This is a genomic window from Marinomonas dokdonensis, assembly GCF_052747885.1.
In genome coordinates this window covers 661,940-685,381 of record NZ_JBRAND010000001.1, presented here as the reverse complement: position 1 = coordinate 685,381, position 23,442 = coordinate 661,940, and the positions used below count along the sequence as shown (strand labels likewise).

General features: G+C 45.7%; 19 protein-coding genes. 15 read left to right on the top strand and 4 right to left on the bottom strand.

All coding sequences use genetic code 11. The annotated features are described in order from the left end of the window. Positions 1–121: 121 nt before the first annotated feature. From ACUM5Y_RS03245 to ACUM5Y_RS03225, 5 genes are all read left to right on the top strand, one after another. On the top strand, positions 122–1,336 hold the full coding sequence (locus ACUM5Y_RS03245) for an FAD-dependent monooxygenase (protein WP_445975412.1): 1,215 nt from the start codon (positions 122–124) through the stop codon (positions 1,334–1,336). 448 nt (positions 1,337–1,784) lie between these two features. Then, positions 1,785–3,098, top strand: coding sequence for a Na+/H+ antiporter NhaC family protein (locus ACUM5Y_RS03240; protein ID WP_445975411.1), 1,314 nt, complete (start codon positions 1,785–1,787; stop codon positions 3,096–3,098). Positions 3,099–3,267: 169 nt separating this feature from the next. Beyond that, positions 3,268–4,173 (top strand): DMT family transporter, encoded by a 906-nt coding sequence (locus tag ACUM5Y_RS03235; RefSeq protein ID WP_445975410.1) that lies wholly within the window; start codon positions 3,268–3,270, stop codon positions 4,171–4,173. A 185-nt stretch (positions 4,174–4,358) separates the two neighbouring features. Continuing rightward, complete coding sequence (locus ACUM5Y_RS03230; RefSeq protein ID WP_445975409.1) at positions 4,359–5,549, top strand: efflux RND transporter periplasmic adaptor subunit; 1,191 nt, start codon at positions 4,359–4,361, stop codon at positions 5,547–5,549. A gap of 12 nt (positions 5,550–5,561) precedes the next feature. Further along, on the top strand, positions 5,562–8,672 hold the full coding sequence (locus ACUM5Y_RS03225) for an efflux RND transporter permease subunit (protein WP_445975408.1): 3,111 nt from the start codon (positions 5,562–5,564) through the stop codon (positions 8,670–8,672). 60 nt (positions 8,673–8,732) lie between these two features. On the opposite strand, the gene ACUM5Y_RS03220 is transcribed toward ACUM5Y_RS03225, so the two are convergent. Then, a complete protein-coding gene (locus ACUM5Y_RS03220) occupies positions 8,733–10,649 on the bottom strand; it encodes an alkaline phosphatase D family protein (protein WP_445975407.1) in 1,917 nt (638 codons plus the stop codon). Between the two features lie 310 nt (positions 10,650–10,959). On the opposite strand from ACUM5Y_RS03220, the gene arsH reads away from it, so the two are divergent. From arsH to arsC, 3 genes are read left to right on the top strand one after another with little or no spacing between them, the layout of a single operon-like run. Next, positions 10,960–11,691 (top strand): arsenical resistance protein ArsH, encoded by a 732-nt coding sequence (gene arsH / locus ACUM5Y_RS03215; protein ID WP_445975406.1) that lies wholly within the window; start codon positions 10,960–10,962, stop codon positions 11,689–11,691. Between the two features lie 10 nt (positions 11,692–11,701). After that, positions 11,702–12,724: an ACR3 family arsenite efflux transporter gene (gene arsB / locus ACUM5Y_RS03210; RefSeq protein WP_445975405.1), complete on the top strand. Its 1,023-nt coding sequence runs from the start codon at positions 11,702–11,704 to the stop codon at positions 12,722–12,724. Positions 12,725–12,754: 30 nt separating this feature from the next. After that, positions 12,755–13,171 (top strand): arsenate reductase (glutaredoxin), encoded by a 417-nt coding sequence (gene arsC / locus ACUM5Y_RS03205; protein WP_445975404.1) that lies wholly within the window; start codon positions 12,755–12,757, stop codon positions 13,169–13,171. Between the two features lie 68 nt (positions 13,172–13,239). On the opposite strand, the gene ACUM5Y_RS03200 is transcribed toward arsC, so the two are convergent. Continuing rightward, positions 13,240–13,791 carry a ricin-type beta-trefoil lectin domain protein gene (locus tag ACUM5Y_RS03200; protein WP_445975403.1) on the bottom strand — a complete coding sequence of 184 codons (552 nt, stop codon included), beginning with the start codon at positions 13,789–13,791 and terminating at the stop codon, positions 13,240–13,242. 570 nt (positions 13,792–14,361) lie between these two features. Here ACUM5Y_RS03200 and ACUM5Y_RS03195 point away from each other — a divergent pair. Both ACUM5Y_RS03195 and erpA read left to right on the top strand, forming a co-directional pair. Then, positions 14,362–15,948 (top strand): peptide chain release factor 3, encoded by a 1,587-nt coding sequence (locus ACUM5Y_RS03195; RefSeq protein WP_445975402.1) that lies wholly within the window; start codon positions 14,362–14,364, stop codon positions 15,946–15,948. A gap of 71 nt (positions 15,949–16,019) precedes the next feature. Continuing rightward, on the top strand, positions 16,020–16,367 hold the full coding sequence (gene erpA, locus ACUM5Y_RS03190) for an iron-sulfur cluster insertion protein ErpA (RefSeq protein WP_445975401.1): 348 nt from the start codon (positions 16,020–16,022) through the stop codon (positions 16,365–16,367). A 58-nt stretch (positions 16,368–16,425) separates the two neighbouring features. On the opposite strand, the gene ACUM5Y_RS03185 is transcribed toward erpA, so the two are convergent. Together ACUM5Y_RS03185 and ACUM5Y_RS03180 are read right to left on the bottom strand one after the other, a co-directional pair. Then, complete coding sequence (locus tag ACUM5Y_RS03185; protein ID WP_445975400.1) at positions 16,426–17,268, bottom strand: hypothetical protein; 843 nt, start codon at positions 17,266–17,268, stop codon at positions 16,426–16,428. Between the two features lie 99 nt (positions 17,269–17,367). Next, positions 17,368–17,670, bottom strand: a complete 303-nt coding sequence (locus ACUM5Y_RS03180) for a YhbY family RNA-binding protein (protein WP_445975399.1) — start codon at positions 17,668–17,670, stop codon at positions 17,368–17,370. A 99-nt stretch (positions 17,671–17,769) separates the two neighbouring features. Here ACUM5Y_RS03180 and rlmE point away from each other — a divergent pair, with 99 nt between their 5' ends. From rlmE to tpiA, 5 genes are all read left to right on the top strand, one after another. After that, entirely contained in the window at positions 17,770–18,390 is a 621-nt protein-coding gene (rlmE, locus tag ACUM5Y_RS03175) for a 23S rRNA (uridine(2552)-2'-O)-methyltransferase RlmE (RefSeq protein ID WP_445975398.1), read from the top strand. Positions 18,391–18,458: 68 nt separating this feature from the next. Beyond that, the gene (ftsH, locus tag ACUM5Y_RS03170; protein WP_445975397.1) at positions 18,459–20,402 is read left to right on the top strand and encodes an ATP-dependent zinc metalloprotease FtsH; all 1,944 of its coding nucleotides are present in this window, start codon (positions 18,459–18,461) and stop codon (positions 20,400–20,402) included. A gap of 20 nt (positions 20,403–20,422) precedes the next feature. Continuing rightward, entirely contained in the window at positions 20,423–21,256 is an 834-nt protein-coding gene (gene folP, locus ACUM5Y_RS03165; protein ID WP_445975396.1) for a dihydropteroate synthase, read from the top strand. After that, positions 21,256–22,590: a phosphoglucosamine mutase gene (gene glmM / locus ACUM5Y_RS03160; protein ID WP_445975395.1), complete on the top strand. Its 1,335-nt coding sequence runs from the start codon at positions 21,256–21,258 to the stop codon at positions 22,588–22,590. Before folP ends, glmM begins: the two co-directional genes overlap by 1 nt. Before the next feature lie 101 nt (positions 22,591–22,691). Continuing rightward, the gene (gene tpiA / locus ACUM5Y_RS03155; protein WP_445975394.1) at positions 22,692–23,441 is read left to right on the top strand and encodes a triose-phosphate isomerase; all 750 of its coding nucleotides are present in this window, start codon (positions 22,692–22,694) and stop codon (positions 23,439–23,441) included. Position 23,442 lies beyond the last annotated feature (1 nt).

Below are 23,442 nucleotides of genomic sequence, written 5' to 3'. Positions count from 1 at the left end.
GTAAAAAATTAAATGCTCTAAACCTTGATCTAGATGGGTGTCATTCTACGATATAGTCTTTACTATTAGCGTTTGCTTGTGTGTGCAAATGTAGAGACTTGGTGAAAAACGGAGTGGCTGGTTGACAAAAATACATAAAACTTTAGTGGTAGGTGCCGGTATTGGTGGCTTGACATGTGCTTTAGCCTTGGCTAAACGGGGCATGTTAGTGACAGTTTGTGAACAAGCCGCCTGTTTTAGTGAGGTTGGGGCGGGTTTGCAGATTGGTCCGAATGCCATGCATGTACTACGAGCGTTAGGGCTCGAAGAAGATTTAAAACCCCTAGCTTATACCCCTAACTTTGCCAGCATTCGTCATTACAAAACCGGTGAGTATTATTTGAAAACCCCTTTGGGTTGCGCCATTGAGAAAAAGTATGGCGCACCATATTGGCACTTACATCGGGCGGACCTGCACGCCATTTTGGTGCAAGCCTGTGAAGCGGCGGGTGTCGAAATCCTCTTAAATGCTCAAGTTAAAAGCTACCAAGAAGATGCTGGTGGTCAGGGCGTTATGCTGTATTTAGAAAATGGTTGGGAGATAGCTGCGGACCTAGTGGTTGCCTCCGATGGGGTGAAATCTTCGATCAGACAACAAATGTTGGGTATGGATAAATCCACCTTTATGGGGCAGGTCGCTTGGCGTGGTTTGATTCCAGTAGAAAGCCTGCCTTCCATTAAAATCCAAGCGGATGCCAGTGTGTGGGCAGGGCCAGGAAGGCACTTTGTTAGCTACTATGTGCGTGGCGGCCAATACATTAACTTTGTCGCAGTAGAAGAACGAAATGCTTGGCACTCTGAATCTTGGCGGGAAGAGGGGGACGTTAATGTGTTACGACAAGCCTTTGCTGGCTGGCATCCTGAAGTGACAGAGTTACTTAAGTGTGTGAAAAGCACCTTTTTGTGGTCGTTAAATGGCCGCAGTGAATTGCCTTTTTGGCATAAAGGGCCGGTGGTATTGCTTGGTGATGCTTGTCATCCTATGTTGCCTTTTATGGCGCAAGGAGCCGCTATGGCCATAGAGGATGCCTATATATTGGCCGAGTACGTTAGCGGTGCAACCTCAGCTGAGAGCCTTGAGCAAGCATTACAGGCTTATGAGCAACACCGCAAACCAAGAACGAGCAAGGTGCAGGCTATGTCGAAAGCCAATGCAGGATTGTTTCATATGCATGGAGGCGTATTAGGGCTATGTAAGCTCAAAGCGCTTAAACAAGTTTCTCACTTTGTGCCTTCTGTGGTGGAGAATAAATTAGACTTTGTTTATGGCTACAATGCGATCCAGCAAGACTTATAGCTAAATGCTCTATAGATCGCTTCATAGAAAGTTTTTTGTTATACCAAAAGGTAAAATAATCATGACAATTGATTATTAGCACCTTGGCTTCCAATTCTCTATCATCGCGCCTCTACTTTTAAGTGACTCATCAAAAGTGAGTTACTTCCTTTAAGGAAGGTACGAACAAGTCCACTGGCTTCAGCGTGTGGATAAACCTTTATTATTCGAGGCAAGCTTCGAAGTCCAATATTGAACATATTGGCAAGAAGATTAACAAAGAATAAAAAGTGTTTAGCCCACGCCCTTCGGGTCTTTCAGAGAAACGGCCTCTCTGTGTTAAGAGTGATTGAAAGGTATTAACATTCCTGCTCACTCTTGCCTTGATAGACCGTTTCTCTGATAAGACTGTAGCTCAGAAGACTTAATCGCACCTTCCTTTAACTAAACTCTGGAAACAACAGACTGTATGACTTCTAAATCTCCACTGGCGCTTTTACCGCTGGTTCTTTTCTTGGTGCTTTTTGTCGGAAGTGGCCTTTGGTATCAATCTCAAGGGGTTGATTTTGCCTTCTATCAAATCTCTGCGCCGGTCGCGATATTACCGGCCATTGCTTTAGCTATCTTGTTCGCTAAAGGGTCGCTTAATCAACGTATCGAAACCTTTGTTAAGGGGGTAGGGGACAGCACCATCACCACCATGGTACTGATTTACCTTTTGGCAGGTGCGTTCGCTAGTGTGGCAAAAGCGGTCGGTGGTGTGGATGCCACGGTGAACTTTGGTTTAAGCATTGTTCCGGCATCTTTGCTGCTGCCGGGCTTGTTTGTGATTACCGCCTTTGTGGCAACCTCTATGGGTACATCCATGGGAACCATTGCGGCCATTGCTCCGATTGCGATTGGTGTCGCCGAAGCGGCAGACCTGCCATTGTTGCTGACTGTAGGCACAGTGATTGGGGGCGCCATGTTTGGTGATAACTTGTCGATTATTTCGGACACCACTATTGCCGCCACTCGTACGCAAGGTTGTGATATGCGAGATAAATTCCGAATGAACTTTAAGATCGCTCTGCCAGCGGCGTTAGTGACACTGGTATGGCTCTATTTCCAGAGTAGTGGTGCACAAATTACTGACTTGCAAGACTATGATCTAATCAAGGTTTTGCCCTACGTGATGGTGTTAGGTCTTGCGGTGGCAGGGGTGAATGTTATGTTGGTATTGTTTAGCGGTATTGTGTTTGCAGGCATAGTGGGCTTAACCAGCTTGCCAGAATACAGTGTGGCAAACTGGTCTGCTGATATTTACGCAGGCTACAGTGGCATGCAGGAAATCCTAATCCTATCTCTGTTGATCGGTGGTCTAGCGGCGGTCATGAAGTCCCAAGGTGGTTTGGATTGGCTAGTGGGTATGGTTGAAAAAGTTAGCCGTGTATTTGGTGGTAAAGCTGGGTCAACTCGTACAGGCGAGCTGAGTATCAGTTTAAGCGTTGCCCTAACGAATCTTTGTACAGCAAACAACACTGTGTCTATTTTGATTAATGGTTCAGTGGCGAAAAATCTGGCTGAACGCTATAACGTTGATCCTAAGCGTAGTGCAAGCTTGCTCGATATTTTCTCCTGTGTTGTGCAGGGGATTTTACCCTATGGTGCGCAAATCCTATTGGCTTCTTCTTTGGCAGGGTTATCACCATTAGATCTTGTTGCGTATGTGCAATACAGCTGGGTCCTTGCTCTTGTTGCATTGTTATCCATCGCTTTTGCATGGCCTAAGACGGCTAAATAACGCATCAGTGTTCTGCTAAGCCCATTTTGCTAACCCAAGGGGACGTAAAATGGGCTTTTTTGTGCAAGTTGTAGTCTACCCTTCATTTAATGCATTTTTTCCTATCGCTTCTTGTTACACTCTCGCCCACTTTTTAACGCACCAATTTAGGGATGGCAGACGAGGGAAGATGTTAAAACAGGGTGAAGGTTTTAAAGCCGAGTTAATTTTGCTCTTGGTAACTGTGCTAGCAGGCTTTGGTTGGATATTCGCGAAAGAAACTCTGGTAGGTCTACCCCCGCTATTTTTTATGGCCATGCGCTTTTTGATTGCTGGTTTTGTGCTTTTTTTAGTGGGACAGAAGTACTTTAAGGGACTTGATTGGGCACTTATCAAACAAGCTTTTTTTGTTGGTGTGATCATGGGCATAACCATGATGTTTTGGGTAACTGGGCTGGATCAAGGAAGTAACCTAGGTGTAGGAGCCTTTATTACGAGCTTGGGTGTGGTCATGGTGCCACTGGTTGCTCGCTTTATGTTCGGCCAGCGACCACCGATGAATATTTGGTTTGCCTTACCCATTGCGATATTGGGTCTTGCTTTATTGGCTTTGAACAATGGCTTGGATTTTGAGTTCGCGCAATTTTATTTCTTGGGGGCCGCGATTGGCTCCGCCTTTCAATTAAATTTTTTATCTCGATTTTCCATGAGAATGCATCCTTTAGTGCTAACGGCTGTTCAGCTTATTGTTGCGGGTATCTTTCTATTACTCTTGTCCCTCTTAACGGAATCACTTCCGCACAGCATTAGTATCAGTGTTGCCGAATGGTTTCTTGCAAGCACTTTAATCGCAACCAGTTTGCGCTTTCTGCTGCAAACCTACGGTATGAGTTTAACTCAGGTGAGTCATGCTGCTGTCATTATGAATTTAGAGCCCGTATGGGCAGCCTTGTTAGCCGTCGTTTGGTTTGGTGAAGTGATGGAGGTGGGGCAGGTGGCAGGCTGTGTGCTCATTTTTATTGCAATGCTAGTGAGCCGCTGGCCACAGATAAAAGGCATGTTTTACTCAAAAAGCCATGAATTGCCTCTGAAATAAGTAAAGAAAGTGAATGTTTTTCGTTAGTCATTTTACCTACTTTATTTGGTGTTAATAATGCATGTTGTTATTTTAGCTGGTGGTGAGAGGTTCAGAATGATGGATGTACCCCTGGCTTTATGAAACAGATTGATCGCTGTTTTGTAACCTACTGCGCACATAAAACTTACAAGGAATTCTGCTAAATGCTTACGAAAATGAAATATGCGTCCGGTGTGGCATTACTCATGCTGCTGGCTGGGTGCCAAGAAGAGACAAGTAGTCAAGCCGCTGCCCCTAAGGCCGCACCAAAAGTACAAGTTGGCGTAGTAGTCATTGAACCTCAAAAAGCAGATTTAGTTGCAGAATTACCCGGCCGTACGGCTGCTAGTTTGGTCGCGGAAATTCGACCTCAAGTAGGCGGTTTGGTAAAACAGCGATTGTTCGAGGAAGGACAAGTTGTTGAGAGCGGTGACCTGTTGTACACCCTAAATGATTCCACTTATGTCTCCTCCTATAAGCAAGCGCAAGCAGACCTTGAGTCGGCTAACGCAATTCTAGCTTCTGCGCTGCAGACAGATAAGCGTTTTACTGAGCTTCGTAAACAGAACAATGTTTCCCAGTCAGATAGTGATGACGCTCATGTAGCGTATCTTGAAGCCGTTGCGAGCCAGAAGAAAGCTGAAGCCGCACTTGAAAGTGCCAAGATTAATCTAGAATATACGAAAATCACTTCCCCCATTAACGGTCGTATCGGTATCTCTGCGGTAACAGTAGGGGCCTTGGTGACAGGAAGCCAAACCACCGCCATGACGACTGTTCGTGCGCTTGACCCTATTTATGTGGATTTGTCTCAAACCAGTTTGGATCAGCTGAATCAGCGTACTTTGTTAAGCCAAGATGGTGTTGAGTTAGGCAGTAATAAGGTTTCTCTAACCTTAGAAGATGGCTCAACCTACCAATACGAAGGTGTTTTGAAAGCTCGTGAAGTAAGTGTGGATGAGTCTACGGGTAGTGTTACCTTGCGTGCAGAATTCCCGAACCCAGATAACTTATTACTGCCAGGTATGTTTGTCCGTGGTGTGATTCATGAAGCGACACACACTGCTGCGATCCTAGTGCCTCAACAGGGCGTTTCTCGTGACGTGAAAGGTAACCCTATTGCACTGGTTGTGAAAAGTGACGACACCATTGAGACTCGTCAGCTGGTGGTTGATCGTGCAATTAAAAACTATTGGTTGGTTGCCTCCGGCATTGACGCGGGTGATCGAGTCGTGGTCGAAGGTACATCCAAAGTGAGAACCGGCAGTGCGGTGACAACGGTTGATTTGAAATTTGATAGCCAAACCGGTGCCATGGTATCGCAAAACGCTGCTACGACTAGCGCCTCTAATTAAGGGAGTCAGAATATGTTTGCTCGCTTTTTTATCAACCGACCGGTATTCGCTTGGGTTATTTCTATCGCCATTATGTTGGCCGGATTGGGTGCGATTACTACCCTGCCGATTTCCCAATATCCAGATGTCGCGCCACCTTCTATCAGTATCTCTGCCACTTACACCGGGGCATCTGCTGAAACCGTAGAAAACAGTGTCACCCAAGTGCTTGAACAGCAGTTAACGGGGCTTGATGGTCTGCTGTATTTCTCTTCTTCCAGTACTTCAAGCGGTAGTTCCAGTATTACTGTGACCTTTGAGCAAGGCACCGACGCCGATATTGCTCAGGTGCAGGTGCAAAACAAAGTACAGCAGGTGACTTCTAGTTTGCCTGAAGCGGTACAGGATAACGGTGTGACCGTTACCAAATCCAATTCAGACTTCCTGATGGTTGCATCCATTTTTGACGAAACAGATACTGATACTGGCCAAGACATTTCGGACTTTTTGGTATCCAGTGTTGAGGACCCTGTTGCCCGAGTGGATGGTGTGGGTAGTCTTCGCGTTTTTGGTGCTGAATATGCTATGCGCGTCTGGTTAGACCCGTTAAAACTAGCATCTTTCAAACTCATGCCTTCGGATATTTCTAGCGCTATTCGTGCTCAGAATACGCAAACCGCAGCGGGTAGTTTAGGGGCTTATCCTGTCATTGAAGGGCAAGAACTGAATGTCACAGTGACCGCTCAGTCTAAGCTACAAACCGTTGAAGAGTTTGAGAAAATTATATTGGCTTACAACGACAATGGTGCAACCGTTCGTTTGAGTGATGTGGCCAGAGTGGAGTTGGGCAGTAAGTCTTATAGCACTATTGGGCGACTAAACGGTCACCCTGCTGCGGGTATTGCGGTTATGCTGTCCCCAGGGGCGAATGCCTTGACGACCTCGGAAGGGGTTAAAGCGGTATTAAATGGCATGAAGAATGATTTTCCAGACGGTTATCAGCTTGCCTTCCCAGTAGATAACACCAGCTTTATTCGAATTTCTATTGAAGAGGTGGTGAAAACACTATTTGAAGCCATCGCCTTGGTTATCATCGTCATGTTCATCTTCTTGCAGAACTGGCGCGCTACCTTGATTCCAGCCATTGCCGTACCAGTGGTATTGCTCGGTGTATTTGGTATCTTGGAAGTGTTTGGTTACTCGATTAACACCTTGACCATGTTTGGTATCGTACTTTCCATCGGTCTCTTGGTGGACGATGCCATCGTAGTGGTGGAGAACGTTGAGCGGGTGATGGAAGAAGAAAAGCTGCCACCTAAAGAAGCCACGCTTAAATCCATGAAAGAAATCACCAGTGCCTTGATTGGTATTGCCGTGGTACTTTCAGCCGTGTTCCTGCCTATGGCCTTCTTTAGTGGTTCTGCTGGGGTAATTTACCGTCAGTTCTCTATCACTATTGTTGCCGCTATGATTCTCTCGGTAATCGTTGCGCTGACCTTAACGCCTGCTTTGTGTGCAACCTTGTTGAAACCAAATCACGGTGAGTCGAAAAAAGGCTTAGGTGGTTGGTTTAACCGCAATTTTGATCGTGCAACAGGTGCCTATTCTGGCCGTGTGGCGCGTTTAGTGAAACAACCTATTCGTTGGTTCCTTGGCTATGGCGTTATAATCGCAGGCCTAAGTTACATGATGACCAACCTACCAACAGGCTTCTTACCAACGGAAGACCAAGGTCGAATCATTGTTATGGTGTCTTTACCGGAAGGGGCGTCTATGTCACGCACCGATGCGGTGATGCGCCAAGTTGAAGACCACTTTTTGAACAATGAAAAAGACAATGTCGAAGCATTGTTTACGGTATCTGGTTTTAACTTTATGGGCAGCGGGCAAAATGCCGGTTTGGCGTTTGCGGCACTAAAAGACTGGTCCTTGCGTGAAGACCCTCAAAGCAGTGCTGGTGCTATCGTTGCAAGATCTTACGGAGCCTTTGCTGGCATCCGTGATGCGCAAATCTTCTCTTTGATTCCGCCTTCCATCCGTGGTTTGGGTCAAACCAATGGTTTTACTTTCCAGTTGTTGGCGTCAGGTAATACTAGCCGAGATACCTTGGTTGAATTACGCGATCAGTTACTGAACGATAGCCGTACTAGCTCGTTATTGGCGGGGGTACGTTTAGGTAGCGAGTCGGAAGCACCACAACTGCATATTGATATTGACCAAGAAAAAGCCTCGGCTTTGGGGCTATCTTTGTCAGACATTAGTGCGACGTTGAGCAGTGCTTGGGCGGGTAGCTATGTGAATGATTTCATTGATCGTGGTCGAGTGAAAACTGTCTACATGCAAGGTGATGCGGCTTACCGTGGCTCGCCACAAGATTTGCAGCATTGGTATGTGCGCTCAAATGATAACACCATGACACCGTTTTCAGCCTTTGCTTCATCTGAATGGAGCTATGGGCCGAAAAGCTTGAACCGTTTCAACGGGCAAGCCTCTTATCAGCTTCAAGGGGCGGGTGCTGATGGCATCAGTTCCGGTGATGCCATGGATGAATTACAACGTTTGGCGGATGAGTTGCCTGCGGGAAGCTCTGGTGCGTGGAGTGGTTTGTCTTATCAAGAACGTTTATCGGGTGGCCAAACTCAGTTGTTGTATGGCATTTCCATTTTGGTGGTGTTCCTGTGTCTAGCGGCCTTGTATGAAAGTTGGACTGTACCATTCTCCGTCATGTTGGTAATTCCACTTGGTGTTATTGGTGCAGCGGCGGCGGCTCATATTCGCGGTTTGGAAAATGATATCTACTTCCAAGTGGCCTTGTTGACTACCATAGGTCTGTCGTCCAAGAATGCTATCTTGATCGTGGAATTTGCCGAGACAGCCTATCGACGAGGTGAAAACGCTTGGGATTCGGCGGTAGAAGCTGCACGCTTGCGTCTGCGCCCCATCATTATGACGTCTATGGCGTTTATAGTGGGTACGTTGCCATTAGCCCTTTCATCAGGTGCCGGGGCGAACAGCCGTATCTCCATCGGTTCAGGTATTGTGGGTGGTACGCTAACGGCAACCATATTAGCGATTTTCTTCGTGCCTTTGTTCTTCGTGGTGATTCGTCGTATTTTCTCAAAACGACCTTCTGAAGCGGTATAAAGATTTTAAACGCACATCAAAGGGGTTCACATCTGTGAGCCCCTTTTTTATTTGCAGTCGTTATTCGAATTGTTTGGCGTGATCGAGTTTGTTGAAGGAAATGACCTGATCGACATCGATGAGTTGCTGGATGGAGGATGGCTTGCCTTCGTTATCAAGGGTTACTAAGCCAATCCCAGAGTGATTCAAAAGTCGCTCTCCGCGATCTGCGTTATGGGGTTTACGAGGGGACACCCACATGCCTCGACGTTTGGTAAATAGGTTTAAGGGTGACCAAGGTGCATATAGCCAGCGATTAAGGCGGTCAAACCAATCTAATAGTTTGGCGGGAAATTCATTGCGCAGGCCACTGCTGGTGATTTGCCAGATATTGGGGCTGTTTTTGCGTCCTTTAATTTCGATGTCGTAGGTGAAGGAGTAGTGCACATCCCCAGAGAGGATGACAAAGTTTTGGGGCGTTTTCGGGTGTTTAAATAAATTCATCAGCGTATGCGCGGACCCTGGGTGTGCCATCCAGTTTTCAGCGTCCACCATTAAGGGTTTTCCAACCAAGGTGAAGAGTTTTTGGATGCTCTCAATGAGCTTTACCCCAAAAATAGGGGCGGGGGAAATCAAGATCACCGAAGACTTATCCATTAGGCTGGATTGCAGGTCTATCAGAGCTTCCCAATCCATAAGGCCAGAAGGGCGCTTAATGTTTTTCTCCGAGCGCCAACGTCGGGTTCGGGTGTCTAAGACGATTAACGGCGGTTGTGTTGGCCATTGATAATGCCAGTTTTCGAATTTAAGCAGCTGATCAATGCAAGCATCATGATGGCTGCTCCCCGTGTTGTGCAGACTCTTCTCAATTTGATCAATGAAGGACGAATCGAACTTTTCTGGCGCATTTCCCCATCCTTGGCATAGAAAATAGCCCATCAAAGCATTACCTATGATGCGCCGTGACATAGGGTGTTGGTAGGCGCTCTTTTCCCAAGCTGCCGTTAAGTTCCAGTCATCAGTGACATCATGGTCATCAAATATCATCGCGGTCGGCAGGTGAGCCATGGCTCTTTGTACTGCGCCCAACTGTTGCTGGAATGCAATAATGGTGGCCTTTTCTTTGTTGTATCTATCTTTATGCTCGTCTTCCGAGAGGCTTTCTGGGCAGCTTAACGTTATGTTTTGCCAACTGGTGGGAGACCAGACTAGCAAGTACATAGCCAACACCTCGCTGAGCGTCATGAGGTGGTTTTGTGCTGTGGTTGTAGTGAAAATAGGCTTTTTGACACCACCAAAAAATTGCTTTTGCAGTGCTGCCGTCTCTTCTGTTTGTGGCAGTAGTTTGTCCCTTTGGTAGTAAAAAGGTGCGTTGGAATGTAAATCTTGCTCTTTGGTTAAACTGGTTTCTTCCAGTGCTTCACTGGGCAAACCTAACTCTTGAATAAGCTGATGAATGGCGTGCAGCATTGGGCCTGCTACATCATCTGCGTAGATCTGATCACCGCTAAGAATGAGCAGGGCTGGCCAATCCAAGGGGCTGGTTGTGGCCAGTAGTGAGTCCACCAAGGCGAGGCCATCGGTATTGTTAGAGCTGGCAAAGTGAGGTTTTCGACAGGAACCATGGAGTAGTTGACTTACCTTGCTTTGAATAACAAATCCTGGGGTCTGCTTGCCCGGATAACACAGTTTAGCTCCCCACTGTTGCATATTAGTGACTTGTTGGTCTTCATCAATCAAATCAATGTGATAACCAATCCAAGAATCACTGGGGAAAATATCATCAGGGCTTAGTTGAATAAAATGTATAAATAGATGTTCACCAGCAGCAATACACCTGTGAGCTTGCTGGCTGTTGATGAGCTGGTCGTTATCGTCTAACAGACGGGTTTTAATCTCGAGCGGCTCCCTTGTTGCTAGCCATAGGGTCACTTCATTCGGTGTGGTCTTACGTAAAATAGGGCCTGCTAACACCGGCTGGCTATCAGTAAAGGACATAAAGGAGCCTCTTGTTGTTTAAGTCCCAGTGAACTTCATTATTTCCGAAATAGCCTACCATGGCTAAATTATTCCTGCATGGGCTGAGAGTTTCTTTGAGCTTATAGGGGAGGCTTAAAAGCATTAGTTCTTGGTATTGGACGTTAGGAGTTAATGCCGTTGTGAAGTTAGAAAAGACTTGCAGAGCAGGTCAATATATATGATTATTCGCATATATTGAGTTTTGCATGTTTAAAGATTGATACTTGATTGTCCAAGCTAAGTCATAGCTTGCTGAGAAGAGAGTGTTTAGATAAGAAGAGGAATCATCATGAGTCAATTTGATATAGACGCCGAACCGAGTTTGCCAAACATTGAAGAGGGTCAGTTTCAAATTCCCAGCTACCAACAAGTGGTCAGCCAAGAGCTTGCTCATCCCCCACGTATTTTGCTTTTGTACGGATCCTTAAGAGAGCGTTCATTCAGCCGTATGGTGGTAGAAGAAAGCGCGCGATTGCTAAAAGCCTTTGGTGCAGAGGTGCGAATTTTTAATCCAGAGGGTTTGCCGCAAACGGATACCGCTGACGAATCTCATCCAAAAGTAAAAGAGCTTCGTGAGTTAATGATGTGGTCAGAAGGGCAGGTTTGGTGTTCTCCTGAGCGTCACGGTTCCATGACCAGTATCTTTAAGAGCCAAATTGATTGGGTGCCGTTAAGTATTGGCAGTGTGCGACCAACACAAGGTAAAACTCTAGCGGTCATGCAGGTGTGTGGTGGTTCCCAGTCTTTCAATGTGGTGAATCAATTACGAGTTTTAGGGCGCTGGATGCGTATGGTGACTATTCCGAATCAGTCCTCAGTGGCGAGAGCACACCTAGAATTTGATGAAAATAACCGAATGAAGCCTTCGTCTTACTACAATCGAATCGTCGATGTCATGGAAGAGCTGGTGAAGTTCACTTTAATGTTCCGTGGTAACAAAAATTACTTAGTTGATCGGTATTCTGAGCGAGTAGAGTCCGCAGAGCAATTGAGTGAACGAGTTAATTTACGTTCCATCTAGGAGAAAATAAGTGGGTTTATTTGAGCGTTATTTATCAGTTTGGGTGGGTGCGGCCATTATTCTGGGAATTTTGGCAGGAAGCCTTGTGCCAGATGTCTTCGCATTGGTCGCGGGTTTGGAATACGCCCATGTGAATTTAGTGATTGCTGTGCTGATTTGGTTGATGATTTATCCCATGATGGTGCAAATCGACTTTTCATCGATTAAAGATGTGAGCAGCAAGCCCAAGGGGCTTGCGTTAACTCTGGTGGTCAATTGGTTGATTAAGCCTTTTACCATGGCATTGTTAGGCTGGTTGTTCTTTAAGGGCATCTTTGCTGATTGGGTGGACCCAGAAACCGCCACAGAATATATAGCGGGTATGATTTTATTGGGTGTGGCCCCTTGTACTGCCATGGTTTTTGTATGGAGTCAGCTTACCAAAGGGGATGCTAACTATACCTTGGTACAGGTGTCTATTAATGACATAGTGATGATCTTCGCATTTGCGCCTATTGCCGGTCTTTTGCTAGGTGTTTCCGATATTACTGTGCCTTGGGATACCTTGTTGTTATCCGTAGTGCTTTATGTGCTGATTCCTCTAGTTGCAGGCGCGATTACCCGTAGCAAGCTTGATAAAAACAATGACCATTCAAAATTGAATGCCTTCCTAGCGGCGATGAAACCATGGTCCATCATCGGCCTATTAAGTACCGTTGTTTTACTATTTGGCTTCCAATCGCAAACCATTTTGGCTCAGCCAGAAGCCATTGTGTTGATCGCCATCCCTTTGCTTATTCAAACCTATGGTATTTTTGCGATTACTTATTACTTGGCTAAAAGGTTTAAGTTGCCTCATAACGTGGCCGCGCCTGCCAGCATGATTGGTTCATCGAACTTTTTTGAGCTTGCTGTGGCAGTAGCCATCTCTTTGTTTGGTTTACATTCCGGCGCAGCGTTAGCCACAGTTGTTGGTGTTTTAGTGGAAGTGCCTGTGATGTTGTCGTTGGTGTGGTTTGCCAATAAAACCCCCCATTGGTTTGCTGCTCGTTAATGCTAAGCCCTTATTGAAATAGGAGTTGTTATGGTTGTTATACATCATAATCCTGAATGTGGAACATCCCGCAATGTATTAGAGATTATTCGTGCTGCGGGTTATCAGCCTGAGGTGATTGAATACTTGCAGGAAGGTTGGACGAAAGCTCAGTTGTTGGCCTTGTTTGCAGCGGCAGATTTAACGCCACGCAGTGCTTTGCGCACGACAAAATCTCCGGCGAAAGAGTTGGGTTTATTGGATGAAAGTGTGTCGGATGAGCGTTTGTTAGCCGCCATGCTAGAACACCCAGTGTTAGTAAATCGTCCGATTGTTTGTACACCCAAAGGCGTTAAGCTTTGCCGACCTAGTGAAGCGGTGCTTGACCTTTTGGATCAGTGGCCAGCAGGACCGTTTGCTAAAGAAGATGGTGAGCTCATTATCGACGCTCAAGGTGAGCGAGTTTAAATCGATTGCTTTTTCCGTTTAAAAAGAGGCTGGGCAAATTTGCTACAGCCTCTTTTTTTATTAGCTGTTTATGCTGGGTCATCGTCATAAGTACGATAGCGCCAAGTTTGGTAGGCCGCGTTTTCAGTAGAGCATTTTTCTAGGGTTAGGTCTTTGATTTGGTGAGGAGAGCTTCCACCTCGACCAAAGCGAGTTTCTTTGCCAGCGGTTAAGCATAATTCAGGCAGGCCAGTTGGTCTGAGTTTGCCTGCTTTGGTGAAGGTAATGCTTTGTAGGCGACTGCCGTTGCATTCCGCTAAGTTAACTTTTGATCCCACCTCTAAGCTAGTAAGACTGGCGCAAACATTGTAATTAGGCATATACAATGCGTGCTTAGCAAACTGTTCGCTATCAAAAACTTGATCTTTTCCTAAGTCGCCTCTGTAGCTATAACAGGTGTGCGTTTGCAGGCCCTTGTTAATATCAATGTTTTTGTTACCTCCGGCAATATCAATGCAATAGCCATTCAGATTACCGTCCAGATGATCAACCAAAGTCACTTCAACCTGTTGAGCAAAAATAGATGGGATATGGAGTGAGAACAGCAGGCAGGATAGCTTGGTTAAGTTTGTTTTTGTCATAGCAGGTTCTTCCTTATAGCAAGCAAATAAATAACACCTTACCTTTGGTTGTTATTTGTTCAAGTTATCATGGGGGAATTTACCTAGATTTACCTTAACGGGAGTAAATCATTTAAATTCCTTTATCTGCTAGGGAAGATAGCAATACTTGTCGAGCATGAGCGACCCGAGCTTGACGCAACGCGTTAGGAAGCCAAATCAAATAATATTGAATTTCACAAACCCCAAAAGGAGAGGGGATTTCTGATTCCTTATCAACTGTATGTGGTCAGTTCCTGTGATGACTTTGGCTTAAGTTCCATTGCACTTCGCGCAGTTGAGTTGTTTATCGCCTAAGTGTGATTTATTGGTTGGATCGACTGGCGCCACCTTCTGAAGAGTCTGCAGGGAATGCTGAAAAGAAGGCGTTGGCGGCAAAAGCTTAGGAATGGCAAAGCATTGATTGTTAAAAGTGTCCAGATCAGCGAAAATAGCGCCCAAATACTTTTATCATGAATGGTTCGCTTCTTGGGCGCGGTACAGTGCTGTGCGAATAAGAAGAACCTGCAGACAAACGAAAAGACCTTATACATGCCAAGCCAAGAATTTATCAACGAAGTCGACAAGCGAAGAACCTTCGCGATTATCTCCCACCCGGATGCGGGTAAAACCACCATTACCGAGAAGCTTTTGCTACTGGGTCAGCTTATTCAAACCGCCGGTTCGGTAAAAGGCCGTAAAGGCGATAAGCATGCCACTTCGGACTGGATGGCGATGGAGAAACAACGTGGTATCTCGATTACCTCTTCGGTGATGCAGTTCCCTTACCGTGATCGTACGGTCAATCTACTGGATACCCCAGGGCACGAAGACTTCTCGGAAGATACTTACCGTACTTTGACAGCGGTTGACTCGGTATTAATGGTGATCGATGGAGCGAAAGGTGTCGAGGATCGTACCATTAAGTTGATGGATGTTTGTCGCCTACGTGATACACCTATTCTGACCTTTATTAACAAGATGGATAGGGACATTCGTGATCCAATTGAGTTGTTGGATGAAGTGGAAGATGTCTTGAAAATCGCTGCCGCGCCGATTACTTGGCCGATCGGCATGAGTGACTTCTTCAAAGGGGTATACAACCTATATACAGATACCATCCATGTGTTTGTACGTGGTCGTGGTCACACCTTAATGGATGATATTCGCATTGAAGGCTTAGAGTCCGATGAGGCGAAAGAGCTTTTAGGTGATGACTGGGAAGCTTACGCGGAAGAAATTGAATTGGTGCGTGGCGCGAGCCATGAGTTCGAACTAGAGGCTTATTTGGCGGGTGAGTTAACACCTGTGTTCTTTGGTACGGCTCTTTCGAACTTCGGTATTCGTGAAATGCTCGATGGTTTTGTTGAGTGGGCGCCAGCACCGATTGGCCGTGGTACTCATACACGTACCGTTGAAGCGGAAGAAGAAAAATTCTCTGGTTTTGTGTTTAAGATTCAAGCCAACATGGACCCGAAACACCGTGACCGTATCGCCTTTATGCGGGTCTGTTCTGGTACTTACAGTCGTGGCATGAAGATGCGCCATTGTCGTTTAGGTAAAGATATTAAAGTGACTGATGCGGTATCTTTTACCGCTGGTGACCGTGAAGGGGTCGAGGAAGCTTTCTCTGGCGATATTATTGGTTTACACAACCATGGCACGATTCAAATTGGTGATACCTTTACGGAAGGTGAAGACCTGAAATTTACGGGGATTCCTCACTTTGCGCCAGAATTGTTCCGTCGTGTGCGCTTGAAAGATCCGATGAAAATGAAAGCCTTGCAGAAAGGTTTGCAGCAGCTCTCCGAAGAAGGTTCGACTCAGTTGTTTATGCCTCAGCGCAATAACGAGCTGATCGTTGGTGCCGTGGGTCAGCTTCAGTACGAAGTCGTCGCGTACCGACTAAAAGACGAATACAAGGTTGAATGTATTTACGAAGCGGTGAATGTGAATACAGCCCGTTGGGTTGAGTGTGATGATCCGAAGAAATTTGAAGAGTTTAAGAATAAGTGTCGTGATAACCTTGCGATTGATGGCGGCGGTCATTTAACTTACCTTGCCCCAACGCGAGTTAACTTGATGATGGCAGAAGAGAAGTGGCCTGATGTGCGTTTCCGTTCTACCCGTGAGCACTGATCAATACTTGACTAAAATACTCGGTTAAGAGGATAATTCACTTATTCGAATACACTTGTAATGGTAATGATATGAGCATGGTTGAATCAGCAGATCCTATTGAGTTTACAGCAGCGGCTGCGGCTAAGTTGCAGTCTCTAATTGAGGAAGAAGAAAACGATCGTCTCATGCTGCGTGTTTATGTGACAGGTGGTGGTTGCTCTGGTTTTCAATACGGCTTTACGTTTGATGAAGAGCATCAAGAAGATGATACGGAAGTAAAGCGCGATGGGGTGACCTTGGTGGTTGACCCATTAAGCTTTCAGTATTTAGTTGGCTCAGAAGTCGATTATAAAGAAAACTTGGAAGGTTCGCGCTTTACGGTGCAAAACCCTAACGCCACCTCAACTTGTGGTTGTGGGGCGAGCTTTAGTATTTAGTACTAACAGGCTTTCCTTTAAAACCCTTTATGCTTGGCATAAAGGGTTTTTTATTGCCTCAAGCTTTTTCATACAGTCGGCTGGCTTGGCGGTTTTTTTCTTCAGGACTCATCATACTGCTGTCTAGGGGGAAGTAATTTCCCATATAGAGCAAACCAAGTCGATTGTCACCGAGTATGAGAGGGGTTAAGGCCTGGTCTTTATAGCGCCAGATGCGTAACCCATGATTGTCACTGCTGGCGGAGTTGCTATCAGATAGGCGGCTTTGATTCGCGTAGGCGTGTAAATTCGCTAATTGGTCTGGTTCGCCGTCTTGGTCGAGCAAAACATGGAAGTGTCGATTCTGCGCATTCAAAAACTCCGGTGTATAAGGGGTTTTTAATGGGCTTAGATTATTTTCTTTTGAGTGTTGATGAAAAAGCGCGGGCTTCTCAGGGGAGCCTAGTGGCGTCGACATCAATACTGTCATTTCAATGGTATTGCCATAAGCGGGTTTCACTGGGATGTGAAAAATCAACGACTTGGCTTGTGGCCTTTTTTGTATGTGCGGCACTTGATAGTTGCTGGCAGGTTTCTGGGGCAAGTTGTGATACGGCGGGATTTGTAGAAATACTTGCCAAGATTTTTCTTCAACACCCAGTTCCTGAGGTGAGGAAATATTGATTTTAGTATCGAACAAGTAGCTAAGGATATGTTCGATAAGATTTGCGACAATACTTTGTGATGCGCTGAGTGGTTGGCCTTCCTCACTGTCGAGGTAGATTTCTTTAACCTGAGTGGCGTCTTGGCTTAAATCAACGGAGTCTTTATTGCGGACAACAGCACGCTTTCTCTGGCTATTATTGAACCGAGTGTCGTGGGGCGGTGTGTTGAGCTTGTTAAGTGCTTCAATGAATAACATGAGACCATTCCTACAATAAGTGGAATTTATATCGGCACCATGAAGCAGAAATTTAGGAATAGCTTTTATATGACGATAAAAAGCTATTCCTGAGAGGTGTTAACGCAGTAGGTTAGACAATTTTGGGTTGGCTTCTAGTGCTGCTCGGTAGAAAAGCGCCACTTTACCTATGGTTTGTACCACTTCGCATTTCATGATTTTGCTAATTTCTGCAATCAAGGCACTACGAGTATCGCGATCAGCAATACTGATACGGACTTTAATAAGTTCGTGATCTTCAAGAGCGCGATCAATTTCAGTTAACACAGATTCTGTTAGGCCATTGCCCGCAACCATTACCACTGGATTAAGTGCATGGCCAATAAGGCGATATTGCTTTTTTTGGGCGTTTGTAATGCTCATAGTAAAATTTTCTCATATTAGTTAACCCTCTTTATTGGAGGCTTTAGAGGTTAAGCGATATTATAGCGGAATATTGACTGATTTAGGTATGATGAAAACGTGGCAAGATCAAAAAGTAGTAATAATTGGATGAAGGAACATTTTGACGATCAATATGTCAAACGCTCCCAGCAGGATGGCTATCGTTCTCGAGCCAGTTATAAATTACTGGAAATCAATGAGAAGGATAAATTGTTCCGTCCAACCATGCGGGTGGTAGACTTAGGCGCCGCGCCGGGTGGTTGGTCGCAAGTCGCTGGCAAACTGGTTGGTGATAAAGGCACAGTGGTTGCGTCAGATATTCTTGAAATGGCACCATTGCCTGGGGTTCGCTTCGTACAAGGGGACTTTACTGAGCAAGAAGTATACGAAGCTATCCTAGCGGAAATAGGGAATGAAAAAGCAGATCTTGTAATTTCAGATATGGCCCCCAATATGAGTGGTAATAGTTCTTCGGATCAGCCACAGGCCATGTATTTGGTGGAACTTGCTCTGGATATGGCGGCTCAAGTGTTACGTCCAGGGGGTAATTTTTTGGTTAAAGTGTTTCAAGGGGAAGGTTTTGATGAATATCTTAAAACCATGCGAGCACAATTCGCTTCTGTTGTGACACGAAAACCAGATGCGTCACGCGCGCGTAGTCGCGAAGTTTACTTATTAGGAAGACAATTTAAAGGTTAACGATCGGTGTTCTGGTATAATGCCAGCAACATTAAATACAACCGTTAAGAGGTGTGCTCTTGAACGATATGCTGAAAAATATACTGTTGTGGCTAGTTATTGCGGCTGTGCTACTAACTGTGTTTAACAATTTTAATACAACGACTGAAACGAATCGGATTTCTTATTCTGAATTTGTCAAAGAAGTACAAGATGGACGAATCGCGAAAGTAGTCGTTGATGGCTATACCATTAGCGGTAGTCGTACGAGCGGAGACACCTTTGATACGGTTCGACCTGCTGCAGCCGATCCTAAAATTATGGATGACTTGCTGAATAATAACGTTGTTGTTGAAGGTCGTATGCCTGAACAACAAAGTATTTGGACGCAATTGCTGGTTGCCAGTTTTCCTATTTTACTTATTCTTGCCATTTTTATGTTCTTCATGCGCCAAATGCAAGGCGGTGGCGGTGGTAAGGGCGGCCCAATGTCCTTTGGTAAATCCAAAGCGCGTTTGCTGCCAGAAGATCAAATCAAAACAACCTTTGCCGATGTGGCAGGTTGTGACGAAGCCAAAGAAGATACCGAAGAATTGGTGGACTTCCTTCGTGAACCAAGCAAGTTTCAGCGTTTAGGCGGTAAGATCCCTCGTGGTATCTTGATGTGTGGACCTCCAGGTACAGGTAAAACCTTGCTGGCTAAAGCCATTGCGGGTGAGGCAAAGGTGCCTTTCTTTACCATCTCTGGTTCTGACTTTGTTGAAATGTTTGTGGGTGTGGGTGCGTCTCGTGTCCGTGACATGTTTGAGCAAGCGAAAAAACATGCTCCATGTATCATTTTTATTGATGAAATTGATGCAGTCGGTCGTAATCGTGGCTCAGGTATGGGCGGCGGTAATGACGAACGTGAGCAAACCTTGAACCAGTTGTTGGTTGAGATGGATGGTTTTGAAGGTAACGAAGGTATTATCGTTATCGCCGCAACCAACCGTCCAGACGTGTTGGACCCAGCGCTCTTGCGTCCTGGCCGTTTCGACCGCCAAGTGCAAGTTGGTTTGCCAGACATTCGTGGTCGTGAACAGATTCTTAAAGTGCATTTGCGCAAAGTGCCTTGTGATGACGATGTTGAGCCAAAGAACATTGCTCGTGGTACTCCAGGTTTTTCTGGTGCGGATCTTGCGAACTTGATCAACGAAGCGGCACTGTTTGCTGCGCGTTCAAATCGTCGCTTGGTGAACATGGAGTTACTTGAGTTAGCTAAAGATAAAATCCTCATGGGTGCTGAACGCAAAACCATGGTGATGAGTGAGAAAGAGAAACTTAATACTGCTTTCCATGAAGCGGGTCACACTATTATCGGTTACTTAATGCCTGAACATGATCCGGTTTACAAGGTGTCCATTATTCCTCGTGGTCGTGCCTTAGGTGTCACCATGTATTTGCCAGAAGAAGACAAATACAGTGTCAGTAAACGTGGTCTAGAAAGTCAGGTTTGTAGCTTATATGGTGGTCGTATTGCCGAAGAAATGATCCACGGTTTTGATGGTGTTTCGACCGGTGCGTCCAATGATATTGAACGCGCAACCAGTATTGCTCGTAACATGGTAACCAAGTGGGGCTTGTCTGAAAAACTAGGGCCATTTGCTTACGAAGAAGATGACAATAGCGGTAGCTACATTTCTGGCCCAACAGGCAGCAAGTCGAATTACTTCTCACCTGAGACAGGTAAGGTAATTGACGCTGAGGTGCAGGATATTATCACTCGTTGTTATGCAACAGCGACGCGCATCCTAGAAGAGAACCGCTCCAAGTTGGATGTGATGGCTGAAGCCTTGATGCAGTACGAAACAATTGATGCCAAGCAAATTAAGGAGATTATGGATGGTAAAAAACCTTCCGCTCCTGAAGGCTGGACTGATCCTAAAGGTAATGGTCCAAAGGCAGATAGTGTTGAGCCTGAAGAAACGGTTGAACCCGTTGTAGATCAGGATAGCGATGACGAAGTGCCAACGTCTAAACCTGTTAGTGAATAATTAGGTATAGATGTAGGTATATGTCTTTGATGTCATTTGGGGGCAAGTCACTCGACTTGTCCCGTCCTCAAGTTATGGGCATTTTAAATGTCACTCCAGACTCGTTCTCAGATGGCGGGTCTTTTTCGTCTCTAGACGCCTCCCTAAAACAAACTGAAAAGATGATTCTTGAAGGTGCCAGCATTATCGATGTGGGTGGCGAATCAACGCGTCCGGGTGCTGCTCCAGTAAGTCTTCAGCAAGAGTTAGATCGGGTTGTGCCGGTTATTGAAGCCATTAAACAACGTTTTGATATTGTGGTTTCTGTGGACACAAGTAGCGCAGAAGTGATGCGTCAAGGGGCTGCTCTTGGCGTTGGTTTAATCAATGATGTGCGAGCCTTGGAGCGTGAAGGTGCCTTAGAAGTTGCTGCTCAAACTCAATTACCTGTTTGTTTGATGCATATGAAAGGTGGGCCGCAGACAATGCAGGATCAACCTAATTATGTGTCTGTGGCGGATGAGGTGACCCGCTACCTAATGTCTAGAGTGGAAGCTTGTGAAGCAGTAGGTATTGCTCGGACTCAGTTGTTGCTTGATCCAGGCATAGGTTTTGGCAAATCCTTAGAGCATAATTTAAGTTTGTTGAAACATACTCAACACTTTCGTGAGTTAGGATTTGAAGTGTTAATAGGTGTATCGCGCAAAACCATGATAGGTGATGTGTTGGATCTGCCGGTGGATGAACGTCTTTACGGTACTATGGGGGCAAATGCTGCTTGCTACGGGAAAGGCGCACGTATTTTTAGAGTGCATGATGTGAAAGCGCATGTGCAAATGCTAGAGCTAATGTATCGAATTGAGAGAGAAAGCTAATGCGTAAATATTTTGGTACGGATGGAATTCGTGGCACAGTGGGTAAAGGGCCAATTACACCTGAGTTTATGTTGAAACTAGGTTGGGCTGCTGGGCAAGTATTTAAAGAGCAAGATAAGAAGATTTTGATTGGTAAGGATACCCGCATTTCTGGCTACATGTTCGAGTCAGCTTTAGAGTCAGGGATTGTGGCGGCAGGCGTAGATGTTCGCCTAGTGGGCCCTATGCCAACACCTGCGATTGCCTACCTAACACGAACTTTCCGTGCCAGTGCCGGTATTGTGATCAGTGCCTCCCACAACCCTTACACAGATAATGGTATTAAGTTCTTTTCCGCGGAAGGTGGCAAAATCTCGGATGAGATTGAAGAACGTATCGAGCACTATCTTGATCAGCCTATGGGGGTTGTTGAATCTCACCTAATTGGCCGAGCACGTCGCATAGATGATGCTGCAGGGCGTTACATTGAATACTGTAAAGGGACTTTCCCGATTGGCTTGCAGCTGACGGGGCTAAAAATTGTGGTGGATTGTGCGGATGGGGCAACCTACCACGTAGCCCCTCGTGTATTTAGTGAGTTGGGCGCTGAAGTTATTGCCATAGGTGCCAACCCAGATGGTTTGAATATTAATGAATTTAGTGGTGCGACTAAGCCTGAACTGCTGCGTAAAAATGTCTTAGCGGAAGAGGCTGACATAGGTATTGCGCTGGATGGTGATGGTGATCGACTGATTCTCGTGGATCGTCACGGCGTGGTTCGAGATGGTGATGACATCTTGTACATTATTGCCAATCATTTGATGCAAACAGGCCGCTTTAGTGGTGGTGTTGTGGGTACCTTGATGAGCAACTTCGGTCTGGAGTTGGCTTTTTCTGAAACCGGCATTGGTTTTAGCCGTGCCGCAGTGGGTGACCGTTACGTCAATGAAAAACTCAAACAGCATGGCTGGGTATTAGGTGGTGAGCCATCTGGGCACATTGTTTGTCGTTCTATCACCACTACAGGTGATGGTATCGTGGCGGCCTTGCAAGTGCTGCGTGCAATGGTGGAAGAGGGTAAAACCCTTGATGAATTATTGGTAGGTCTGGTTAAGTTTCCGCAAAAGTTACAAAATATCCGTGTTGAAAAACGTTTTGTGCCAAATGAAGTGCCGGCTTTGCAGAAAGCGATAGCGGTGGCGAATGAACGTTTAAACGGTCTTGGTCGTGTGTTGTTAAGAGCGTCTGGAACCGAGCCTTTAATCCGCGTCATGGTAGAAGGGCGAGATGATGATACGGTGAATGAGCTGGTGAAATACTTGTCTGAAGAAGTGAAGGCGGCAATTCCAAAATAAGCCTTCTCATAGAGGGTGCTTTTTGGTTGTCTTATAAATAAATGCTTGAAACCCAAGGTGCCTTTCCATAGAATAAGCGCCTCAAATTTAGGAGTTAGAATATGATTCGTCAAAAGATCGTAGCTGGAAACTGGAAAATGAACGGCTCAAAAGAGACTGTTTCTTCTTTGGTTGAAGGTTTGCTGAAGATGGATACGTCTAACTCTGAAGTGGTGGTTTCTCCTTCATTTCCTTATTTGTCTCAAGTGTCTGATGCTTTGTCTGCTAGCGCTATCCAAGTGGCTGCGCAGAATGTTAGTGATCAGGCAAAAGGGGCATTTACTGGCGAAGTTTCCGCTTCAATGTTAAAAGAATTTGCGGTGAAGTATGTGTTGGTTGGCCATTCTGAGCGACGCTCTTTATATGCTGAATCGGACGCCTTCATCGCTTCAAAAGTAAAACTTCTTCTAGAAGAAGGTCTGTCCCCAATGTTGTGTATTGGTGAGACATTGGCGGAGCGTGAAGCGGAGCAAACCTTGGTAGTTTGTCAGCGTCAAGTTCAGGCGGTGATCGATCTAGTTGGTATTGAAGCTTTTGAAAACATAGTTATTGCTTATGAGCCTGTATGGGCAATAGGCACAGGGTTGTCAGCCAGTGCAGAGCAAGCGCAAGAAGTGCACAGTGCTATTCGACAGTTCCTAGCAGAGTTATCTCAAACGGTCGCTGAAAAAGTACAGATTTTGTATGGCGGCAGTGTAAAAGCATCAACCAGCTCGGCTTTGTTTGAAATGCCGGACGTGGATGGTGCTTTGGTTGGTGGTGCATCATTAGATGCAGAAGAGTTTATAGCGATAGTTAAAGCAGCAGGTTAAT